Source organism: Bacillus taeanensis, from assembly GCF_003318295.1.
GTDB classification, from domain to species: Bacteria; Bacillota; Bacilli; order Bacillales; family UBA6769; genus Maribacillus; species Maribacillus taeanensis.
In genome coordinates this window covers 1-18257 of sequence record NZ_QOCW01000041.1, presented here as the reverse complement: position 1 = coordinate 18257, position 18257 = coordinate 1, and the positions used below count along the sequence as shown (strand labels likewise).

Annotated in this window: 17 protein-coding genes, 1 tRNA gene, 2 rRNA genes, 1 other RNA gene and 1 other annotated feature; of the genes, 16 read left to right on the top strand and 5 right to left on the bottom strand. The window is 37.3% G+C overall.

What is annotated here, in order from left to right; genetic code table 11:
* Window positions 1-131: 131 nt before the first annotated feature.
* Window positions 132-248 (top strand): 5S ribosomal RNA (rrf, locus tag DS031_RS22820).
* Window positions 249-337: 89 nt separating this feature from the next.
* On the opposite strand, the gene DS031_RS22815 is transcribed toward rrf, so the two are convergent.
* A complete protein-coding gene (locus tag DS031_RS22815; RefSeq protein WP_113808471.1) occupies window positions 338-1300 on the bottom strand; it encodes a YaaC family protein in 963 nt (320 codons plus the stop codon).
* Window positions 1301-1425: 125 nt separating this feature from the next.
* Between DS031_RS22815 and guaB the strand changes: the two genes are divergently transcribed.
* The 6 genes from guaB (at window position 1426) to DS031_RS22785 (ending at window position 8048) form a co-directional block, all read left to right on the top strand.
* Window positions 1426-2883, top strand: a complete 1458-nt coding sequence (guaB, locus tag DS031_RS22810) for an IMP dehydrogenase (protein ID WP_113808470.1) — start codon at window positions 1426-1428, stop codon at window positions 2881-2883.
* A 164-nt stretch (window positions 2884-3047) separates the two neighbouring features.
* Window positions 3048-4370, top strand: coding sequence for a D-alanyl-D-alanine carboxypeptidase family protein (locus DS031_RS22805; RefSeq protein ID WP_113808473.1), 1323 nt, complete (start codon window positions 3048-3050; stop codon window positions 4368-4370).
* A 329-nt stretch (window positions 4371-4699) separates the two neighbouring features.
* A complete protein-coding gene (gene pdxS / locus DS031_RS22800) occupies window positions 4700-5587 on the top strand; it encodes a pyridoxal 5'-phosphate synthase lyase subunit PdxS (RefSeq protein ID WP_113808469.1) in 888 nt (295 codons plus the stop codon).
* A 50-nt stretch (window positions 5588-5637) separates the two neighbouring features.
* A complete protein-coding gene (gene pdxT, locus DS031_RS22795) occupies window positions 5638-6231 on the top strand; it encodes a pyridoxal 5'-phosphate synthase glutaminase subunit PdxT (RefSeq protein ID WP_113808468.1) in 594 nt (197 codons plus the stop codon).
* 34 nt (window positions 6232-6265) lie between these two features.
* Window positions 6266-6481 (top strand) — a binding site (T-box leader).
* Window positions 6482-6542: 61 nt separating this feature from the next.
* Window positions 6543-7820: a serine--tRNA ligase gene (serS, locus tag DS031_RS22790; protein WP_113808467.1), complete on the top strand. Its 1278-nt coding sequence runs from the start codon at window positions 6543-6545 to the stop codon at window positions 7818-7820.
* Between the two features lie 135 nt (window positions 7821-7955).
* A tRNA-Ser gene (locus DS031_RS22785) sits at window positions 7956-8048 on the top strand.
* A 78-nt stretch (window positions 8049-8126) separates the two neighbouring features.
* On the opposite strand, the gene DS031_RS22780 is transcribed toward DS031_RS22785, so the two are convergent.
* On the bottom strand, window positions 8127-8795 hold the full coding sequence (locus DS031_RS22780) for a deoxynucleoside kinase (RefSeq protein WP_113808466.1): 669 nt from the start codon (window positions 8793-8795) through the stop codon (window positions 8127-8129).
* A 17-nt stretch (window positions 8796-8812) separates the two neighbouring features.
* Window positions 8813-9433, bottom strand: coding sequence for a deoxynucleoside kinase (locus tag DS031_RS22775; RefSeq protein WP_113808465.1), 621 nt, complete (start codon window positions 9431-9433; stop codon window positions 8813-8815).
* Window positions 9434-9813: 380 nt separating this feature from the next.
* On the opposite strand from DS031_RS22775, the gene DS031_RS22770 reads away from it, so the two are divergent.
* Window positions 9814-11178 (top strand): arsenic transporter, encoded by a 1365-nt coding sequence (locus DS031_RS22770; protein WP_245947626.1) that lies wholly within the window; start codon window positions 9814-9816, stop codon window positions 11176-11178.
* A 266-nt stretch (window positions 11179-11444) separates the two neighbouring features.
* Here the strand turns inward: DS031_RS22770 and DS031_RS22765 are convergent, their stop codons facing one another.
* Together DS031_RS22765 and DS031_RS22760 are read right to left on the bottom strand one after the other, a co-directional pair.
* On the bottom strand, window positions 11445-11678 hold the full coding sequence (locus DS031_RS22765) for a hypothetical protein (protein ID WP_113808464.1): 234 nt from the start codon (window positions 11676-11678) through the stop codon (window positions 11445-11447).
* The gene (locus tag DS031_RS22760; protein WP_113808463.1) at window positions 11678-13315 is read right to left on the bottom strand and encodes a spore germination protein; all 1638 of its coding nucleotides are present in this window, start codon (window positions 13313-13315) and stop codon (window positions 11678-11680) included. The genes DS031_RS22765 and DS031_RS22760 overlap by 1 nt, the downstream gene beginning before the upstream one ends.
* Window positions 13316-13478: 163 nt before the next feature.
* Here DS031_RS22760 and tadA point away from each other — a divergent pair, with 163 nt between their 5' ends.
* The 8 genes from tadA to DS031_RS22720 all read left to right on the top strand — a co-directional run.
* A complete protein-coding gene (gene tadA / locus DS031_RS22755; protein ID WP_113808462.1) occupies window positions 13479-13991 on the top strand; it encodes a tRNA adenosine(34) deaminase TadA in 513 nt (170 codons plus the stop codon).
* Window positions 13992-14141: 150 nt separating this feature from the next.
* An RNA gene (gene ffs / locus DS031_RS22750) (signal recognition particle sRNA large type) lies at window positions 14142-14407 on the top strand.
* Between the two features lie 161 nt (window positions 14408-14568).
* Window positions 14569-16263: a DNA polymerase III subunit gamma/tau gene (gene dnaX / locus DS031_RS22745; RefSeq protein ID WP_113808461.1), complete on the top strand. Its 1695-nt coding sequence runs from the start codon at window positions 14569-14571 to the stop codon at window positions 16261-16263.
* A gap of 22 nt (window positions 16264-16285) precedes the next feature.
* Window positions 16286-16609, top strand: coding sequence for a YbaB/EbfC family nucleoid-associated protein (locus tag DS031_RS22740; protein ID WP_113808460.1), 324 nt, complete (start codon window positions 16286-16288; stop codon window positions 16607-16609).
* Between the two features lie 12 nt (window positions 16610-16621).
* Window positions 16622-17218 (top strand): recombination mediator RecR, encoded by a 597-nt coding sequence (gene recR / locus DS031_RS22735; protein ID WP_113808459.1) that lies wholly within the window; start codon window positions 16622-16624, stop codon window positions 17216-17218.
* Window positions 17219-17235: 17 nt separating this feature from the next.
* Complete coding sequence (locus tag DS031_RS22730) at window positions 17236-17457, top strand: YaaL family protein (protein ID WP_113808458.1); 222 nt, start codon at window positions 17236-17238, stop codon at window positions 17455-17457.
* A 75-nt stretch (window positions 17458-17532) separates the two neighbouring features.
* The gene (locus DS031_RS22725; protein WP_113808457.1) at window positions 17533-17802 is read left to right on the top strand and encodes a pro-sigmaK processing inhibitor BofA family protein; all 270 of its coding nucleotides are present in this window, start codon (window positions 17533-17535) and stop codon (window positions 17800-17802) included.
* 364 nt (window positions 17803-18166) lie between these two features.
* Window positions 18167-18257: ribosomal RNA gene (locus DS031_RS22720) — 16S ribosomal RNA — on the top strand; the annotation flags it as partial.

Here is an 18257-nt window from a genome sequence, read left to right as displayed (position 1 = left end):
CTTAACCTAAAAAACATTGGAACTTCGATTAAAAGCGTCACGTCCTGTGACAACATCGAAGCTAGCACATCCTTGTGCGTCGGAAGTCGTTGTTATCTAGTTTTGAGAGAATAACTCATAAAAATCATATGTCTAGTGGCGATAGCGAAGAGGTCACACCCGTTCCCATGCCGAACACGGAAGTTAAGCTCTTCAGCGCCGATGGTAGTTGGGGGCTCTCCCCCTGTGAGAGTAGGACGCTGCTGGGCAACTTAAACCCTCTTAGAGAATCGATTCTCTAAGAGGGTTTTCTGTGTATAATGTGTATAAGTATGTGGATAAATCACTATCGTTCTCCTTATTCCCTTTGTTGATGTAAGAAAAATAACAGCAAATCAGGAATTTTATAAGCTGTAACCGTAAGAAAGCGTTCAATAAAGGGGTAATCATTGCTGCTGTATGTATGAAACAGTTCGTTCCACCACTCTGTTTCATAACGGCAAATCATGCTTAAATTATAAAGAATTAAATAATGAACCATCACTTCATCAATATAAATAAACTGTTCTTTTTGCTTTGGTACATAATAGCTTTCTAAGTGATGATAATAAAATGGAGCGCAGTGAAAAGGATCGAGCTGTTTCTTCACAGTAATAATCATTTCTTTTTTGTTGTGCTGTATATTTTCAATTTTTACTTTCGTATAGGCTTGAAAAAAGTCTTTAAACCGCTCAAAAGTCATTTTAAAATCATCAAGAATATGAATTGGAATAGAAACCGTCTTTTCTTCTAAAAAGGTTATTTCATGTAACTTTGACTGCTTATTAAGAAAGTGAAATGTTTCATTCATTTCAGGTATTCTAGCTAAAAGAGTATCCATTTTAAAGCGATCAATCGAAAGTTGTTCCACGTGAAACATTTTAGTAGAAAAGTGACTAAATAAGCCGTTTTTTTGAATCTTTACTTCATCACTCATAAAAGAGTAATTTCTTTTTTTGCGTTTTCTTGTTGAGACTCCATGGGCTAAAACATGAGTGCTTTCTGGATAGTTTGGATCAACTGTTAACAAACAACCTTTAATTAACTGAATCATTCCATAGAATAAAAGGACTGGTTTTATTTCAGATGGAGAGTTTTTGGCAAGCTGATAATAATTTTTAGCATGCTTTACATAATAAATAAATGGATAGCAGTTTTCATAGCTTTTTGAATCTGCATCTTTTTCTCCGCTGTTTTTATAGCAGTTAGACAGAAACTTTTGGACATAGGGTGCTGATTGATAATGCAGGAATTTTTCCCATATATGAATATTTTCTTTCATTATAAATCACTCCGATAATTTAGAAAAATCAAACTTATTCTTGCCTTCTTGACAGTATTTTAACCAATTGATAAGCTACTAATAATATTTAGCGTTATTTACAAAAAGAAAGGGTGGAACGTACTGTGTGGGAAACAAAATTTGCTAAAGAAAGCTTAACCTTTGATGATGTCTTATTAATTCCAGCAAAGTCCTCTATTTTACCTCGTGAAGTTTCAGTAAAAACAAAATTATCTGAGAAGATTCAATTGAATATTCCTGTTATTAGTGCTGGAATGGATACTGTAACAGAGGCAAAGATGGCGATTGCGATTGCCCGTCAAGGTGGTTTAGGTATTATTCATAAAAACATGTCAATTGAAGCACAAGCTGAAAATGTTGATCGTGTAAAGCGATCTGAAAGTGGCGTTATTACAAATCCTTTCTATTTAACAAAAGAAAATCAAGTATTTGACGCAGAGCATTTAATGGGTAAATACCGTATTTCTGGTGTGCCAATTGTGGATGAAAATCGTAAGCTTGTTGGTATTATTACAAATCGTGACCTTCGTTTTATTGAGGATTATTCTATTAAAATTGAAGAAGTCATGACAAAAGACAATCTTGTTACAGCACCTGTAGGCACAACTTTAAAAGAAGCAGAGCGCATCTTACAGCAGTATAAAATTGAGAAGCTGCCTCTTGTGGATCCGGATGGTACGTTAAAAGGTCTTATTACGATTAAAGATATTGAAAAATTAGTTGAGTTTCCAAATGCTTCAAAAGATACGCAGGGCCGTCTCCTAGTTGGAGCAGCTGTTGGAGTAACAGCAGACGCGTTAAAACGTATTGAAAAATTAGTTGAAGCGGGCGTAGATGTTATTGTTATTGATACAGCACACGGACATTCTGCTGGTGTATTAGAAAAAGTACGTGAAGTGCGCAATCAGTATCCAGACCTTGATATTATTGCTGGAAATGTGGCTACTGCAGAAGCAACGCGCGACCTTATTGAGGCAGGAGCAAACATTGTAAAAGTAGGAATTGGACCTGGTTCAATTTGCACAACTCGTGTTGTTGCAGGAGTAGGGGTTCCGCAGATTACAGCTGTCTATGACTGTGCTACAGAAGCAAGAAAACATAATGTGCCAATTATTGCTGATGGCGGTATTAAATATTCAGGTGATGTTGTGAAGGCACTTGCTGCTGGGGGACATGCTGTTATGCTTGGAAGTATTCTTGCAGGTGTTGAAGAAGCGCCAGGAGATCGTGAAATCTTCCAAGGCCGTCAATTTAAAGTATATCGCGGCATGGGCTCAGTTGGGGCGATGGAGCGAGGAAGCAGTGATCGTTATTTCCAAGAAAATAACAAAAAGCTTGTTCCAGAAGGTATTGAAGGACGTGTTCCTTATAAAGGCCCACTTGCAGATACAATGCATCAGTTAATCGGCGGACTGCGTGCTGGAATGGGGTATTGTGGTACAGCTTCAGTGGACGATCTTCGTGACTATGCTCAATTTACACGTATTACAGGGGCAGGACTTCGTGAGAGCCACCCGCACGATGTGCATATTACAAAAGAAGCACCGAACTATTCTGTATAAATTTCTTATAAAAATTACCGCATATATAGGTATAAACGCTTATATTAGCTGCTAATAGATAGAGGACTTTCCTCTATCTATTTTTTTGATTAAAGATATGGTAAAATATCGGTTATGTGAGAAAAATGGAGGTGTAACGGTTGAAATTACAAATAAAAAAGAACATGATTTGTTTGCTTGCTGCAGTGATCATGTTGACAAGTTTTTTTAGTACTGTTACTTCAGCACAGGCAGCTGGAGCGCTTGATTTAAATGCAGAAGCAGCAATCTTAATTGATGCAGAAACAGGGAAAGTATTGTATGAAAAAAATCCAGATACAGTGCTTTCACCTGCAAGTATGACAAAAATGATGACAGAATACCTTGTACTAGAGGCAATTGTAAATAAAAAAATTACATGGGATCAAGAAGTATCAGTAAGTGAATATGCACAAAAAGTTTCCCAAGATACAGCATTATCAAATGTTCCGCTTCTAACAAACCTAACTTATACAGTAGAGGAGCTTTATCAAGCAATGGCCATTTATTCTGCTAATGGCGCAACAATTGCCTTAGCAGAGCTTGTTGCTGGATCGGAAGCAAAGTTTGTAGAAATGATGAATGAAAAAGCAAAAGTCCTTGGAATGAAGGATTATAAATTTGTAAACTCTACGGGTTTAAATAATAGTGATTTATTTGGTGATCATCCAGCAGGTGACGCCACAGAAGAAAATTTAATGTCGGCTCGCTCCACAGCAAATTTAGCTTATAAGCTGCTGAATGATTACCCGGAAGTACTTGAAACAGCAAGTATTGCCTATAAGGATTGGACAAAAGGTACAACAAATGGTCCAATTAAGATGGAAAATTGGAATTGGATGTTACCTGGAATTACGCGCACAGATGTAAATGATTATGAAGGGTTGGACGGCTTAAAAACTGGTTCAACAAACTTAGCTGGTTATTGTTTTACCGGCACGGCTAAAAAAGGTAATATGCGCCTTATTTCTGTTGTTATGAAAACAAGCAGTCAATATGCCCGCTTTAAAGAAACAGAGAAATTATTAGATTATGGCTTTAATCAATTTGAAAAAGTTACAATTCTTGAAGAGGGTTATCAATTTAAAGAAGAATCAACAATTCCTGTTGTGAAAGGAAAAGAAGGTACGGTATCTGTTGAAACAAAAAATGCATTAGAAATGGTTATTAAACAAGGCGATAAAGAACTGTACGAACCAACATACAAATTAGATGAATCATTACTTAAAGACGGTGCACTTGTTGCGCCAATTCAAAAGGGTGATAAAGTAGGTACAGTTACTCTTTCTTATAAGGGCGAAAATGATTATGGCTATATAGCAGAAGAGATGAATGGCCCTTCTGTAGATATTGTTACAACACAAGCTGTTGAAAAAGCAAACTGGTTTGTGCTTACAATGCGAGCAATTGGAGGATTTTTCGCGAGTATTTGGACAAGTATAGCGGATGCGGTAAAAGGAATATTTTAAAACACCTTTCATGAAACGTTTCGATTTTAATCGAAACGTTTTTTAATTAAAGGTACCGTTCAATAAGACTATCCTATAAATAATTCATAAATAGGTAAAGATAAAGAAAGAGTTATAAAAATGAAAGCAGTTGCCTTTTCTAACTTTCTTCTTTCCCATTAAATAAAAGTTAAAATTAAGATAATTTCTTATAATTTGCTAATAAACTAATAGGACATTTTTCGAAAAAATGTTACAATATATACGTTTAATGGGAATGGATAAAGTTATTGTTACTTTCTTGAAAATTCCGTACAATAAATGAAAACAACAGCTAGGAGGAATAAATAATGTCTCAACAAACTGGTACAGAACGTGTAAAGCGTGGAATGGCCGAAATGCAAAAAGGCGGCGTTATTATGGATGTTATTAACGCTGAGCAAGCTAAAATCGCAGAAGAAGCTGGAGCGGTAGCTGTAATGGCACTTGAGCGTGTTCCTGCTGATATTCGCGCAGCAGGCGGTGTAGCCCGTATGGCAGATCCAACAATCGTGGAAGAAGTAGTAAATGCGGTATCAATCCCGGTAATGGCAAAAGCTCGTATTGGCCATATTGTTGAAGCGCGTGTATTAGAATCACTTGGTGTAGACTATATTGATGAAAGTGAAGTATTAACACCAGCTGATGAAGAATTCCATCTTGATAAGAACAAATTTACAGTACCATTCGTATGTGGTGCACGTAACTTAGGAGAAGCGCTTCGTCGAATTGGTGAAGGTGCATCAATGCTTCGTACAAAAGGTGAGCCAGGGACAGGAAATGTTGTTGAAGCGGTTCGTCATATGCGCATTATCCAATCACAAATTCGTAAAGTGGTTGGTATGAGCCAAGATGAGTTAATGGTAGAAGCAAGAGACCTTCAAGCGCCATATGAGCTTTTACTTCAAGTAAGAGAATTAGGACGTCTTCCAGTCGTAAACTTTGCAGCAGGTGGTGTGGCAACACCAGCAGATGCGGCGCTTATGATGGAGCTTGGCTCTGACGGTGTATTTGTAGGTTCTGGTATCTTTAAATCAGAAAATCCTGAAAAATATGCAAAAGCGATTGTGGAAGCAACAACACACTATCAAGATTATGAATTAATTGCCCACCTTTCAAAAGGGCTTGGCGGTGCAATGAAAGGCGTAGAAATTTCTTCAATCGCGGCTGAGCAGCGTATGCAGGAACGCGGTTTTTAAGAAAAACATCAAGAAAGTTATACTTTCATGTAAGAAAGGCGAGATTAACCATGGTTAAAATTGGCGTACTTGGACTTCAAGGTGCTGTTCGGGAACATGTAAAATCATTAGAGGCTTCCGGTGCGGAGACGGTTGTTGTAAAACGAGTAGAAGAACTAGAAGGATTAGATGGACTTGTGATCCCAGGTGGAGAAAGTACAACAATGCGTCGTCTCATTGATAAGTATAATTTTTTAGAGCCGCTTCAACAATTTGGTGCTTCTGGCAAACCTGTATTTGGTACATGTGCAGGATTGATTTTATTATCGAAGCGTATTGAGGGGCAAGATCTTACACATTTAGCCTTTATGGATGTAACGGCTAAACGTAATGCATTTGGACGCCAACGTGAAAGCTTTGAAGCACCGTTAAAAATTAAAGGTTTAGAAGAAGAATTTATCGGTGTATTTATTCGTGCTCCATATATTTCAGAAGTTGATGAAAATGTAGAAGTGCTTGCATCATTTAATGACCGTATTGTTGCAGCGCGTCAAGGTCGTTTCTTAGCATGTGCCTTTCATCCAGAATTAACGGATGATGCTCGTTTCCATCAATATTTTGTTGAAATGGTTGAAGAATCTAAAAAAACTTGCATTGAACAGTAAAATCAGGTAAATTATGAGATACTAACAAATAGTTGAAACAGTGTTGAAGGGAAGCAGTAATAAAATTCTTTTGTATAGAGAGCCGGTGGCTGGTGAAAATCGGTCAAAAGGTTTTATGAATCCGTCCCTGAGCAAAGTGCTGAACAAAATCTTTAAGTAGGTACTTTCGGCAGGAAAGCCGTTATCAATGAAAAGTGGCAGATTCTATTCTGCAACTAGGGTGGCAACGCGGGTAACTCTCGTCCCTTTTATAGGGACGAGAGTTTTTTATTGTTTTTTTAAAAGAAAAGATGTTTAAGGAGGAAAAATATATGTTGGATATTAAAGTATTAAGAAACAATTTTCAAGAAGTAAAGGAAAAATTAAAACATCGAGGCGAAGAACTTGTTGGATTAGATCGCTTTGAAGAATTAGATGAAAGAAGACGTGAGTTAATTAGTGAAACAGAAAGCTTAAAGCAAAAACGTAATGAAGTATCAAAACAAATCGCTGAAATGAAGCGTGCAAAACAAGACGCACAATCAGCGATTACAGAAATGCGTGAAGTAGGCGATAAGATTAAAGCATTTGATACAGAATTAACTCAAGTAGAAGAAGAATTGAATACGATTTTACTTCACATTCCAAACATTCCTCATGAGAGTGTACCGATTGGTGAAACGGAAGATGATAATGTTGAGGCTCGTAAATGGGGCGAAATTCGGGCATTTACTTTTAAGCCAAAGCCGCACTGGGATGTTGCAGTAGATCTTGGCATATTAGACTTTGAACGTGCTGCAAAAGTAACGGGAAGCCGCTTTGTTTTTTATAAAGGGTTAGGTGCAAGATTAGAACGGGCCTTAATGAATTTTATGATGGACTTACATGAAGATGAGCATGGATATGTAGAAGTGCTTCCTCCTTATTTAGTTAATCGTACGAGTATGACAGGAACAGGACAGCTTCCAAAATTTGAAGAGGATGCATTTAAAATTCGCGAAGAAGATTATTTCTTAATTCCAACAGCAGAAGTACCTGTGACGAATATGCATCGCGATGAAATTCTTCAAGCAGAAGACTTGCCGCTTGCCTATACGGCATTTAGTGCTTGTTTTCGTTCTGAAGCAGGATCTGCAGGGCGAGATACACGTGGGTTAATTCGCCAACATCAATTTAATAAAGTAGAGCTTGTTCGTTTTGTGAAACCTGAAGATTCTTATAAGGAACTTGAAGGGTTAACAGGACATGCTGAAAAAGTCCTGCAGCTTCTAAGACTGCCTTATCGCGTAATGAGCATGTGTACAGCAGATCTCGGTTTTACAGCAGCAAAGAAATATGATATTGAAGTATGGATTCCAAGCTATAATACGTATCGTGAGATTTCTTCTTGCAGTAATTTTGAAGATTTCCAAGCACGCCGTGCGGGAATTCGTTTCCGCCGCGAGGCAAATGGAAAACCTGAGTTTGTTCATACATTAAATGGTTCTGGGCTTGCTCTTGGCCGTACGGTTGCTGCGATTTTAGAAAATTATCAGCAGGAAGACGGATCTGTTGTTATTCCTGAAGTACTTCGCCCGTATATGGGTGGAAAAGAAGTTATTAAACCATAACGAATGTAAAAAGGCGAAAGAGTGATTTCTTCCGCCTTTTTCATTTGATAATATATTTATTTTTTAAATACTGCATTGACGTTATACTTCCTATATGATAGACTAATTTTTGTCGAACAATATTGCTTTATAAATGGAGGAATACCCAAGTCCGGCTGAAGGGATCGGTCTTGAAAACCGACAGGGGCTTCACGGCTCGCGGGGGTTCGAATCCCTCTTCCTCCGCCATACATAAGAATTTCAATCGCTGCCTTTAAGGAGCGATTTTTTATTAGAAAAAACCCGCTGAAGCATGCGGGTTTTTCTTTATGCTTTTAACTTTTTCGCCTGTTTAAACTTTTGTTCGATTTTTTCTAAAATCTTTTCAACAGAGGCAGGATTTTTTACGAGGTCATAGTCATTAATGTTTAAACGGAGCACAGGACAGGCATTAAATTGATTGATCCACTTTTCGTAGCGCTCATGCATTTCTTCCCAGTAAGTAATGGGAGTTTGTTTTTCCATATTTCGTCCCCGCTCTTGAATACGTGAAAGAATGCTTGGAAGAGAGCCCTCTAAGTAAATGAGCAGATCAGGGTGAGGAAAGTAAGGTGTCATGACCATCGCATCAAATAAGCCTCGATATGTTTCATAATCTATTTTTGACATGGTTCCTTTTTCAACATGCATTTTTGCAAAAATACCTGTATCTTCATAAATCGAACGATCTTGAATAAAGCCGCCGCCATATTCAAAAATACGCTTTTGCTCTTTAAATCGTTCTGCTAAAAAGTAAATTTGTAAATGAAAGCTCCATCGTTCAAAATTATTATAAAATTGCTCTAAATAAGGATTATCAACGACTTTTTCCATAGAGGTACGAAATTGAAGCGCTCTGCTTAACGCATTTGTCATGGTAGACTTTCCAACCCCAACCGTCCCGGCAATTGTAATAACCGCATCCTTTGGAATATCGTAATTTCGTGATAATTTCATAGCAGTCATTCTCCTTTTTATAAACTCTTTTCTAGGTGTGAGAAGATGAAAGAAAGGTCTTTTTCATTTGCAACAAAATCAAGTTCATCTCCATTAAAGCGAAGCACTGGAATGTTAGGATGCAGACGTTCAAATTCTGCTATAAAATGATCATAGTTTTGTGAAAGCTTCATTAAATAGGCGGGATCGATTTGTTTTTCAATTTCCCGTCCACGCATTGAAATGCGTTCCATAATCGTCTCTATGCTTGCCGTTAAATAAATAATTATATTAGGCTTTGGCATATTAGCTGTTAAAATCTCATAAATAGCCATATATTTTTTAAAATGTTCCGATCGTAAGGTTTGGCCGGCAAAAATTTGATTTTTAAAAATATGATAATCCGCAACCACGGCTTTTTTTTCCTTTAAAAACTGTTCATCTATGTCTTCAAGCTGTTTAAAGCGATGGCATAGAAAAAACATTTCTGTTTGAAAGCTCCACTCTTCAATATTTTCATAAAAATTTCCTAAAAATGGATTTTCCTCAACGATTTCCTCAAAAAGGGCGAATTGATAATGTTCAGAAATAGCTTTTGCGAGCGATGTTTTTCCTATCCCAATAGGCCCTTCAACAGCGATAAATAGTGTTGTATTCATAATTTTCCTCCTCAACTGTACAAGCCGTTGAATACTTTCCAAAAAACACACAAGCTTTATTGTAGCACAAGTTAACGGCAAACAGAAAATAGAAGTATTTTCCGGGCTGTGCAATTATTTTTTATGATAAATCTCTATAAACAATATGGAACTTTAATAACGATATATTTTCATGCCCGATATTTAAGATAAATTTCTATTATGAAAAAAAGATTGCTGACAAGTAGGCATCTAACATTGAGGGGCACATGCCGCTAGTAGATAATAGTGGAATTTAATAGAAGATAGGCTGATGTAGCTAGCTTACAAAAGTCATTGTACATATACATATGGTACAGATTGCTTATTAAGACAAATGATAGGGAGGTATTTCAAACTACATGGACGTTTTCTCTCAATTGATGATTCCCCTTACAATTTTCTCTTTTATTGGTACAATTCTTTTTATTTTCCTCCAGCCGCATATTAATGAAGCAATCCCAGCGACAGTTGGTGCTGCCGTCGTCATTATTAGTGGAAGTGTTTCATTATCCGACCTTGTTATTATTGCTTCGACAATTAGCGGCGCCGCTATTACAATTATGGCCACTATTGTAATGGCAATTGTATTAGAAAGCTTTGGTTTCTTTAATTGGGTTGCAAAAATACTAATAAAAAAGGCGAAAGGATCAGGGATACGCCTTTTTTGGTATACAAATCTTCTCTGCTTTCTTATGACCCTTTTCTTTAATAATGATGGCAGTATTTTAATTACAACACCTATTCTATTAATGGTTCTTCATAACTTAGGTCTTAAAAATTATCAAAAAATCCCTTACTTATTATCAGGTGCCTTAATTGCTACTGCTTCTAGTGCACCGATTGGAGTAAGTAATATTGTAAACTTAATTGCATTAAAAATTGTAGGCATGGACCTTTATGCACACTCCATTATGATGTTTGTACCCGCTACATTAGGTTTAGTCGTTTTAGCTTTACTATTGTTTGCAAATTTCTACCGTATCTTACCGAAAAAGATTCCAAATACGCTGCATGAATTTTATAAAGATTTTTCTAAACAACCGATTCATCATCCCCTAAAGAGTTCTGGAAAGTTATTTGAAAGTAAAAATTCCTCAAAACTGATGCGTAACATCCTTATTTTTGTATTCGCAGTCAGACTTAGTCTTTTTGCCGCATCTTACTTTCAAATTCCAGTTGAATTAATGGCTGTTATTGGATCAATTGTTTTACTAGGTTGGCGGTGGGTTTATTTAAAAATTCCGCCTAATGATATGATCAAAAAAACTCCTTGGCATATTCTTCTCTTTGCGTTTAGTATGTATGTTATTATTTATGGGCTGCATAATATCGGTTTAACAAGTTGGTTAACTACACTTCTTGAGCCAATTGTATCTGGGAGTTTACTTCATGCAAGTATTATGATGGGAACATTAATGTCTATCTTATCTAATCTGTTTAATAATCACCCAGCCTTAATGATTGGAACCCTTACAATTACAAACATGAATCTTGATCCCCTTACATTAAAGCTTGCTTATTTAGCAAACGTAATCGGCAGTGATATCGGCTCCTTACTTTTACCGATTGGTACGCTCGCTACGTTAATTTGGATGCATCTTTTAAAAAAAGGGCAGGTTAAAATGACGTGGGGGAAATATTTAAAAGTAACCCTTATCGTTATTCCGCCAACATTATTGTTTACACTCGTTGTATTATATTACTGGATTTCACTAATTTTTTAATAGAAAATAATAGAAAGGGAGCAGTGTTGATTCTGCTTCTTTTTTATAGTTAATCGGAAAAATTAAGTGTATATCTTATGATTACATAAACTAGCTCTGATGTTTAGAAGTTCATTATAACAATGATAGCAGGAGCCCGTATGACAAACCAAGTTTCTTTAACTATTCAAGCTTTAGAAAATACAAGATTTATGCTTATTGATTTACTATAAAAAAGAGGATTGCCCAATCATACCTTCATCCTATTGGGCAATCCTTCTCTCTTCCTATTCTAAAAGGCTGTAAGTAAAATCGCTTATCGGTTGATAAATGGTTGTAATCCAATCTAATGGATTTGGAATGGGAAGACGCAGACTTTCGGCAATGCTTAAGCTGATAGCAAAAAGAAGCAGTATAGAAAAGGTAATTAGTTCTTTTTTTTGCTTCTGTTTAAGAAGAGGAGGTATCTCAATAGCACTTATCATGATTCCAGCAGCAAGTATTCCAATGATAGGCCACATTATGAGGAGCCTCCTTGATTATTATTATTTTCTGTATGATCTGTTGATTTTCCCTGCTTTTTAGGTGCTTTATTTCGCCCCCGCACATAATTTTTTGCACCAATTAAGTGAGGTCGGGTGTTTAAATCCCAAATTGGAAACCGGAAAAATGTGTCTTTTTGATCTTTAAAATTCATTGGTGCCATGGGGGACAAATAGGGAACACCAAATGATTTTAAGCTTGATAAGTGAAGCACAAGGGCAATAAGTCCAACAATAATACCAAATAAGCCAAATGATGCAGCAAGACCCATTAATGCAAAGCGCAGCATGCGAATAGGGATGCTTAATGAAAAGACAGGGAAAATAAAACTTGAGATGGCAGTAATAGACACAACGATAACCATCGCTGGCGACACTAGTCCAGCTTGTACGGCTGCTTCCCCCAGTACGAGTGCCCCAACAATTGAAATAGCTGAACCAACAGCTCGGGGCATTCGTACTCCGGCTTCTCGTAAAATTTCAAATGTAAATTCCATGAGCAGTGCTTCAATAAAGGCGGGAAATGGAATTCCTTCACGTTGGGCAGCAATGCTGATTAATAGCGTTGTTTGAAGCATTTCTTGGTGAAAGGTTGTAACGGCAATGTAAAGAGATGGCGCTAATAGAGAAATAAACATTGCAACAAGCCGAAGCATTCTTAGTAATCCAAAATCTGAACGGTGATAATAATCTTCTGCTGATTGCAAAAACTGTGTAAATAAAGCCGGTACTAATAAAACAAATGGTGTCCCATCTACAAGAATAGCAACACGTCCTTCTAATAAACCTGCTGCAATTGAATCAGGTCTTTCCGAATTATATATTGTAGGAAAGGGTGTGAAGGCTTCGTCTTGAATTAATTCTTCGATATATCCACTTTCCAAAATGGCGTCAATTTCAATTTCATCAAGACGTCGATGTATTTCTTGGACAACATTTTCATCTGCAATATCTTTAATATACATAACGGCTATATCTGTTTTGGTGCGGCTGCCGATTTTCCGGGCTTCTATCCAAAGGTTTGGATCTTTAATTTTTCTTCTAATGAGAGCAGTATTCGTACGTAATGTTTCTGTAAAGGCTTCTTGAGGACCGCGAACGACAATTTGTGAGGTTGGCTCGCTGACACTGCGGTGATCCCATCCTTTTGTTGCAGTTGCAATACTCTTTTTGCATTCATCAAATAGAAAGATAGTATCACCAGATAAAAGGATATCATAAAGAGCATTAAAGTTATCAAGCGCCATCGTTTCGCCGTTTGCGAGTGCCATTTCATCAAAGGTACAAATAAATTCATCATTTGGAACAGTTATCTCGACATTGCGCATGTTGTACATAAAGGAATCTAACATTTCATGAACTAAATCTTTATCAACTAATCCATCGATATACACAGCCCCGCCGCATATCTTTCCTTCTTTTCCAATACGAAACTTTCTTATAACAAGGTCATTGCTGTGACCTAATGCCCTGCGTATCTCAGCTAAATTTTCGAGTAGATGAGTATGCAGGGGCTTCGAATTAGAATTTTCTATCTTGCTTTTTTCTTCCTCAAGATTAGAAGAAGACCATTTAAAAAATTGCTTTCTTTTTGACTTATCTTTTCGAAACCTCATTTTTATGCTCCCTCTTGGTGTATTATGAAATATTTTTTGCCTAATCTGTAGTTTTATTCTTTCGTCTTTAAGTAAAAGAATTATCTTTAGTAGGTATGGAGGGGTGTGCATTTTTTAAAGAAGTAAGCTATATTAATGAAAGAAACCATAATGGGGGCATTAAATGAACAAACATGATGAATATTGGATGAAGCAGGCGATTGCTGAAGCAAAAAAAGCAGAAGAAATTGGAGAAGTCCCAATTGGAGCTGTTATTGTAAAAAATGGCGAACTTCTCTCTTCTGCATACAACTTAAGAGAAAGCGGGCAGCGTGCTGTTGCCCATGCAGAGCTTTTAGCAATTGATAAAGCGTGTGAAGTTTCAGGAACATGGCGTCTTACGGACTGTACACTATATGTCACACTTGAACCTTGCGCAATGTGCTCAGGGGCAATTGTACTTTCGAGAATTGATCGAGTTGTATACGGAGCATCAGACCCAAAAGGTGGCTGTGCAGGCACCTTAATGAACCTATTGGAAGAAGAACGGTTTAATCATCAAGCAGAAGTTGTAAAAGGGGTCATGGCAGAGGAATGCGGGGAGTTATTAAGCTGTTTTTTTAAAGAACTGCGTAGGCGTAAAAAAGAGCAAAAAAGACAACAGAGAAAAGAAAATGAAATGTTTGAAAGCCAGTAGTGAATATGTTATATTTCTATTGTTATATAGAATACAGTATTCTCTCATTTTACAAAAACTAACAGTCTGATTTTCTTGCTTTTTAGAGCTGAAGTCTGTATACTAAGAAGTGCGCTAAAGGCGCATCACAAATTTATGTTATCAACTTTGTCGTGCTAGGCGGGGAGGTAGCGGTGCCCTGTACTCGCAATCCGCTGCAGCGGGGCTGAATCCCTTCTCGAGGTTTAGTCAACGTGAGGCCTGCCCTAAGTAAGTGGTGTTGACATTCGGGTCCTACGCAACGGACACTCATGAACCCTGTCAGGTCCGGAAGGAAGCAGCAGTAAGTGAGCCCATCCGTGTGCCGTAGGGTTGCCTGGATCGAGCTAACTGCTTAGGTAACGCTTGGGTTGGCTTTATCGACAGAAGGTGCACGGCAGTTATATAAAAGATAACTCACTCGTAATGAGTGAGTTTTTTTCATACTATTAAAATTTATAACTTGGTAGCTGCCGAGTTTTCTTTATGCTTATATTGTTTTGAAATATAAGCTGTGAATCGGTATAATGAATAAAGAATTAGCAAAAGGGGGGATGGGATGAGTTACCAAGCACTTTACCGAGTGTGGAGACCACAGCAGTTTAAAGATGTGGTTGGTCAAGAACATATTACAAAAACATTGCAAAATGCGATTATGCAGCAGAAACTATCCCATGCCTACCTTTTTACAGGACCTCGAGGAACAGGAAAAACAAGTGCAGCAAAAATTATTGCAAAAGCGATTAACTGTGAAAAAGCGCCTATTGAGGAGCCTTGTAATGAGTGTGATGCTTGTCGGGGAATTAAAGACGGGTCACTTTCTGATGTGATTGAAATTGATGCTGCTTCAAATAATGGTGTTGATGAAATTCGTGATATTCGTGATAAAGTAAAATACGCACCTAGTTCTGTACCATATAAGGTCTATATTATCGATGAAGTTCACATGTTAACAACAGGGGCGTTTAACGCATTGTTAAAAACGCTTGAGGAGCCGCCACCGCATGTTATTTTTATTTTAGCGACAACTGAACCGCATAAAATACCACTTACTATCATTTCACGCTGTCAGCGCTTTGATTTTAGAAGAATTACTATTGAAGCGATCGTAAGCCGCATGGAACATATCATTAATGCTCAAGAAGTTGTGGTAGAACGTGAGGCCTTATATATGGTAGCCCGCGCTGCAGAAGGCGGCATGCGTGATGCATTAAGCATTCTTGACCAAGTAATTTCATATAGTGAGCAATCTGTAACAGTCGATGATGTATTAGCTGTAACGGGAATGGTTTCCCAGCAGTTTTTATCACGGGTGGCGAAAGCTTTTTTGGATCAAGATGTTATCACTGCCCTTAAAGCGGTAGAGCAGTTAATGGAACATGGAAAAGATCCGACGCGCTTTTTAGAAGATTTGATCTATTATTACCGCGATATATTACTATACCAAACAGCGCCAAAGCTTGAAGAAGTGATGGACCGTGCTAAAGTTGATGAACAATTTCAAGAGATTGCAAATACTATTTCAAAAGAATGGATTTATTATATCATTGAAATATTAAACCGCAGTCAGCAGGAAATGAAATGGACCAATCATCCTCGGATTTTCTTAGAGCTTTCTTTAGTGAAGATTTGTCAAGGAGAAGGTGCGCCCAAGCAGCAAGGAAATATAGGGACAGATGCAGCACTTCTTGATAGAATTAACAATTTAGAGAAGGAAATTGCTTCACTAAAAGAGAATGGTGTTTCTGTAAGAGAAGAAACGACAGCAGAGCCGAAACCACAGCGAGCCTTCAACCCTGCAATAAAAAAACAGCAGTCTTCAGGCCGCATTCGGGAGATGCTCAAAAAAGCAACAAAGCAGGACTTAAACCGTCTCCGAAGTGTATGGGGCGATGTGATGGAGCGCATTCGTCAAGAAAAAGTTTCAGCACACGCATGGTTAAAAGACAGTCAACCAGTTGCTTGTTCAGATGATACGTTTGTCTTATCCTTTCAATATGAACTGCACAGTCAAATGGCTTTAAAAGACAATATTCGCAGTACCCTTGAAAATGTGCTTACCAATGTATTAGGAAAGCAGTTAGCGATGCTGACAATTTTAGAAGAAGACTGGCAGGCAGTAAAAAGTTCATATATAAAAAATCAACATGATAGTGAAGAGAGTGAACAAATACTTACAGAGAAGCAAGAGGACCCTTTGATCTCTGAAGCAAAGAAACTTTTTGGTGAAGAATTAATTGAAATTCAAGATTAATCATATAAAGGAGGAAATTTAAATGAAAAGAAACATGGGCAATATGGGTGGTATGATGAAGCAAGTCCAAAAAATGCAGAAAGACATGGCAAAAGCGCAGGAACAATTAAAGGAAAAAACAGTTGAAGGAACAGCTGGCGGCGGTATGGTGAAAATTACGGCAAATGGTCATAAAGAAATTCTTGATATTAAGATTGATCAAGAAGCTGTCGATCCAGATGATGTTGAAATGCTTCAAGACCTTGTATTAGCAGCAATGAATGATGCACTTAAAAAGGTTGATGAGCTTGTTTCAAAAGATATGGGTAAGTTTACACAAGGAATGAATATACCTGGACTATTTTAGGGGGAATCTAAGGTGCATTACCCTGAACCAATTTCAAAGTTAATTGATAGTTTTATGAAATTGCCAGGAATTGGACCGAAAACGGCCGTTCGTCTGGCTTTTTTCGTGTTAGATATGAAAGAAGAGCATGTTCTTGAGTTTGGTAAAGCGCTTGTTAATGCGAAGCGGCAGTTGACAAATTGCTCAGTCTGCCACAATATTACCGATAAAGATCCTTGCTTTATTTGTGATGATTCTAGTCGAGATCGATCTGTTATTTGTATTGTACAGGACGCAAAAGATGTAAATGCCATGGAAAAAATGAAGGAATATCGCGGCCTTTACCATGTACTTCATGGAGCAATTTCACCTGTAGACGGGATTGGTCCAGAGGATATTAAGGTTCCTGAGTTATTAAAGAGACTTCAAGATGAGACTGTACAGGAATTAATTTTAGCAACCGATCCAAATATAGAAGGTGAGGCAACAGCGATGTATATTGCCCGCCTTGTGAAACCGACTGGTATTAAAATTACGAGAATTGCGCACGGACTTCCTGTTGGTGGTGATTTAGAGTACGCTGATGAAGTAACATTATCAAGAGCACTTGAAGGCCGTCGCGAACTATAAGAATGGGAGGACAGAATATGTTCTTTCGCAAAGGTAAACTTCGTAAAGAGGGAAATGAGCGGCTTCTTCAAACACTAGAACAGCTAAAGTTCGAATGGATGAATAAGAAGAAGTTTGTTGAACAAAGCTTTGAACCATCTGAATCTGTCCTTCATGAACTTCGTTTAGCCGAAGCAAAGTATTTCTTTTTATTAAAAGAAGCGAAAAAAAGACAAGTATCTGGGAGAAGCCTAAAGTAAGGCTTCTTTTTTGTGTTTTCATTCATATATATTTAACAAAAAAGTTAATAAGGATAAATGAAAGGAGGAGAATTTGTGGATGCTATCTTTATTATTTCACTGTTTGCTGGTCTTATTTTTTTGTTACTATTAATTGGTGCACCTATTAAACCGCTGCAATGGACGGGACAAGGCGTTATTAAATTAATGATTGGTGCATTATTGTTGTTCTTTTTAAATGCTTTTGGTACACTTGTTAACCTGCATATCCCAATTAATTTGGCGACAGCCTCGGTTTCAGGTCTATTAGGTATTCCTGGTCTAGCGGCTCTTGCTGCAATTGAATATTTTATTTTAGGGTTTTAATTTTTCTTTAATAAGAAGAAATTAAACAAGGAGATGTAGAGAAAGAAGGATTCTCTTTCTGTATGTTTCCTATTTTTTATGCTTTGAAAGATTTTTTAAAAAATCTTTCAAATAAGTATTGCATTATGATTTTATCCATGATATATTAATATATGTCGCCAAAACAAAGCGGCGAAACAAAAAAACTAAAAAACTTTTTAAAAAACATGTTGACTTTAACATACCAGCATGTTATGATTTAAAAGTTGCTGTTAATAAAAACAGACAAGTTGTTCTTTGAAAACTGAACAAAACGCCAAGCGAATTTATGCAATACTACGAAAGAAGCAATTCTTTCGACAACAACTATTGAGCAATTCAAACTTAATTTGAGAGTTTGATCCTGGCTCAGGACGAACGCTGGCGGCGTGCCTAATACATGCAAGTCGAGCGCGTGAAACTAACTGATCCCTTCG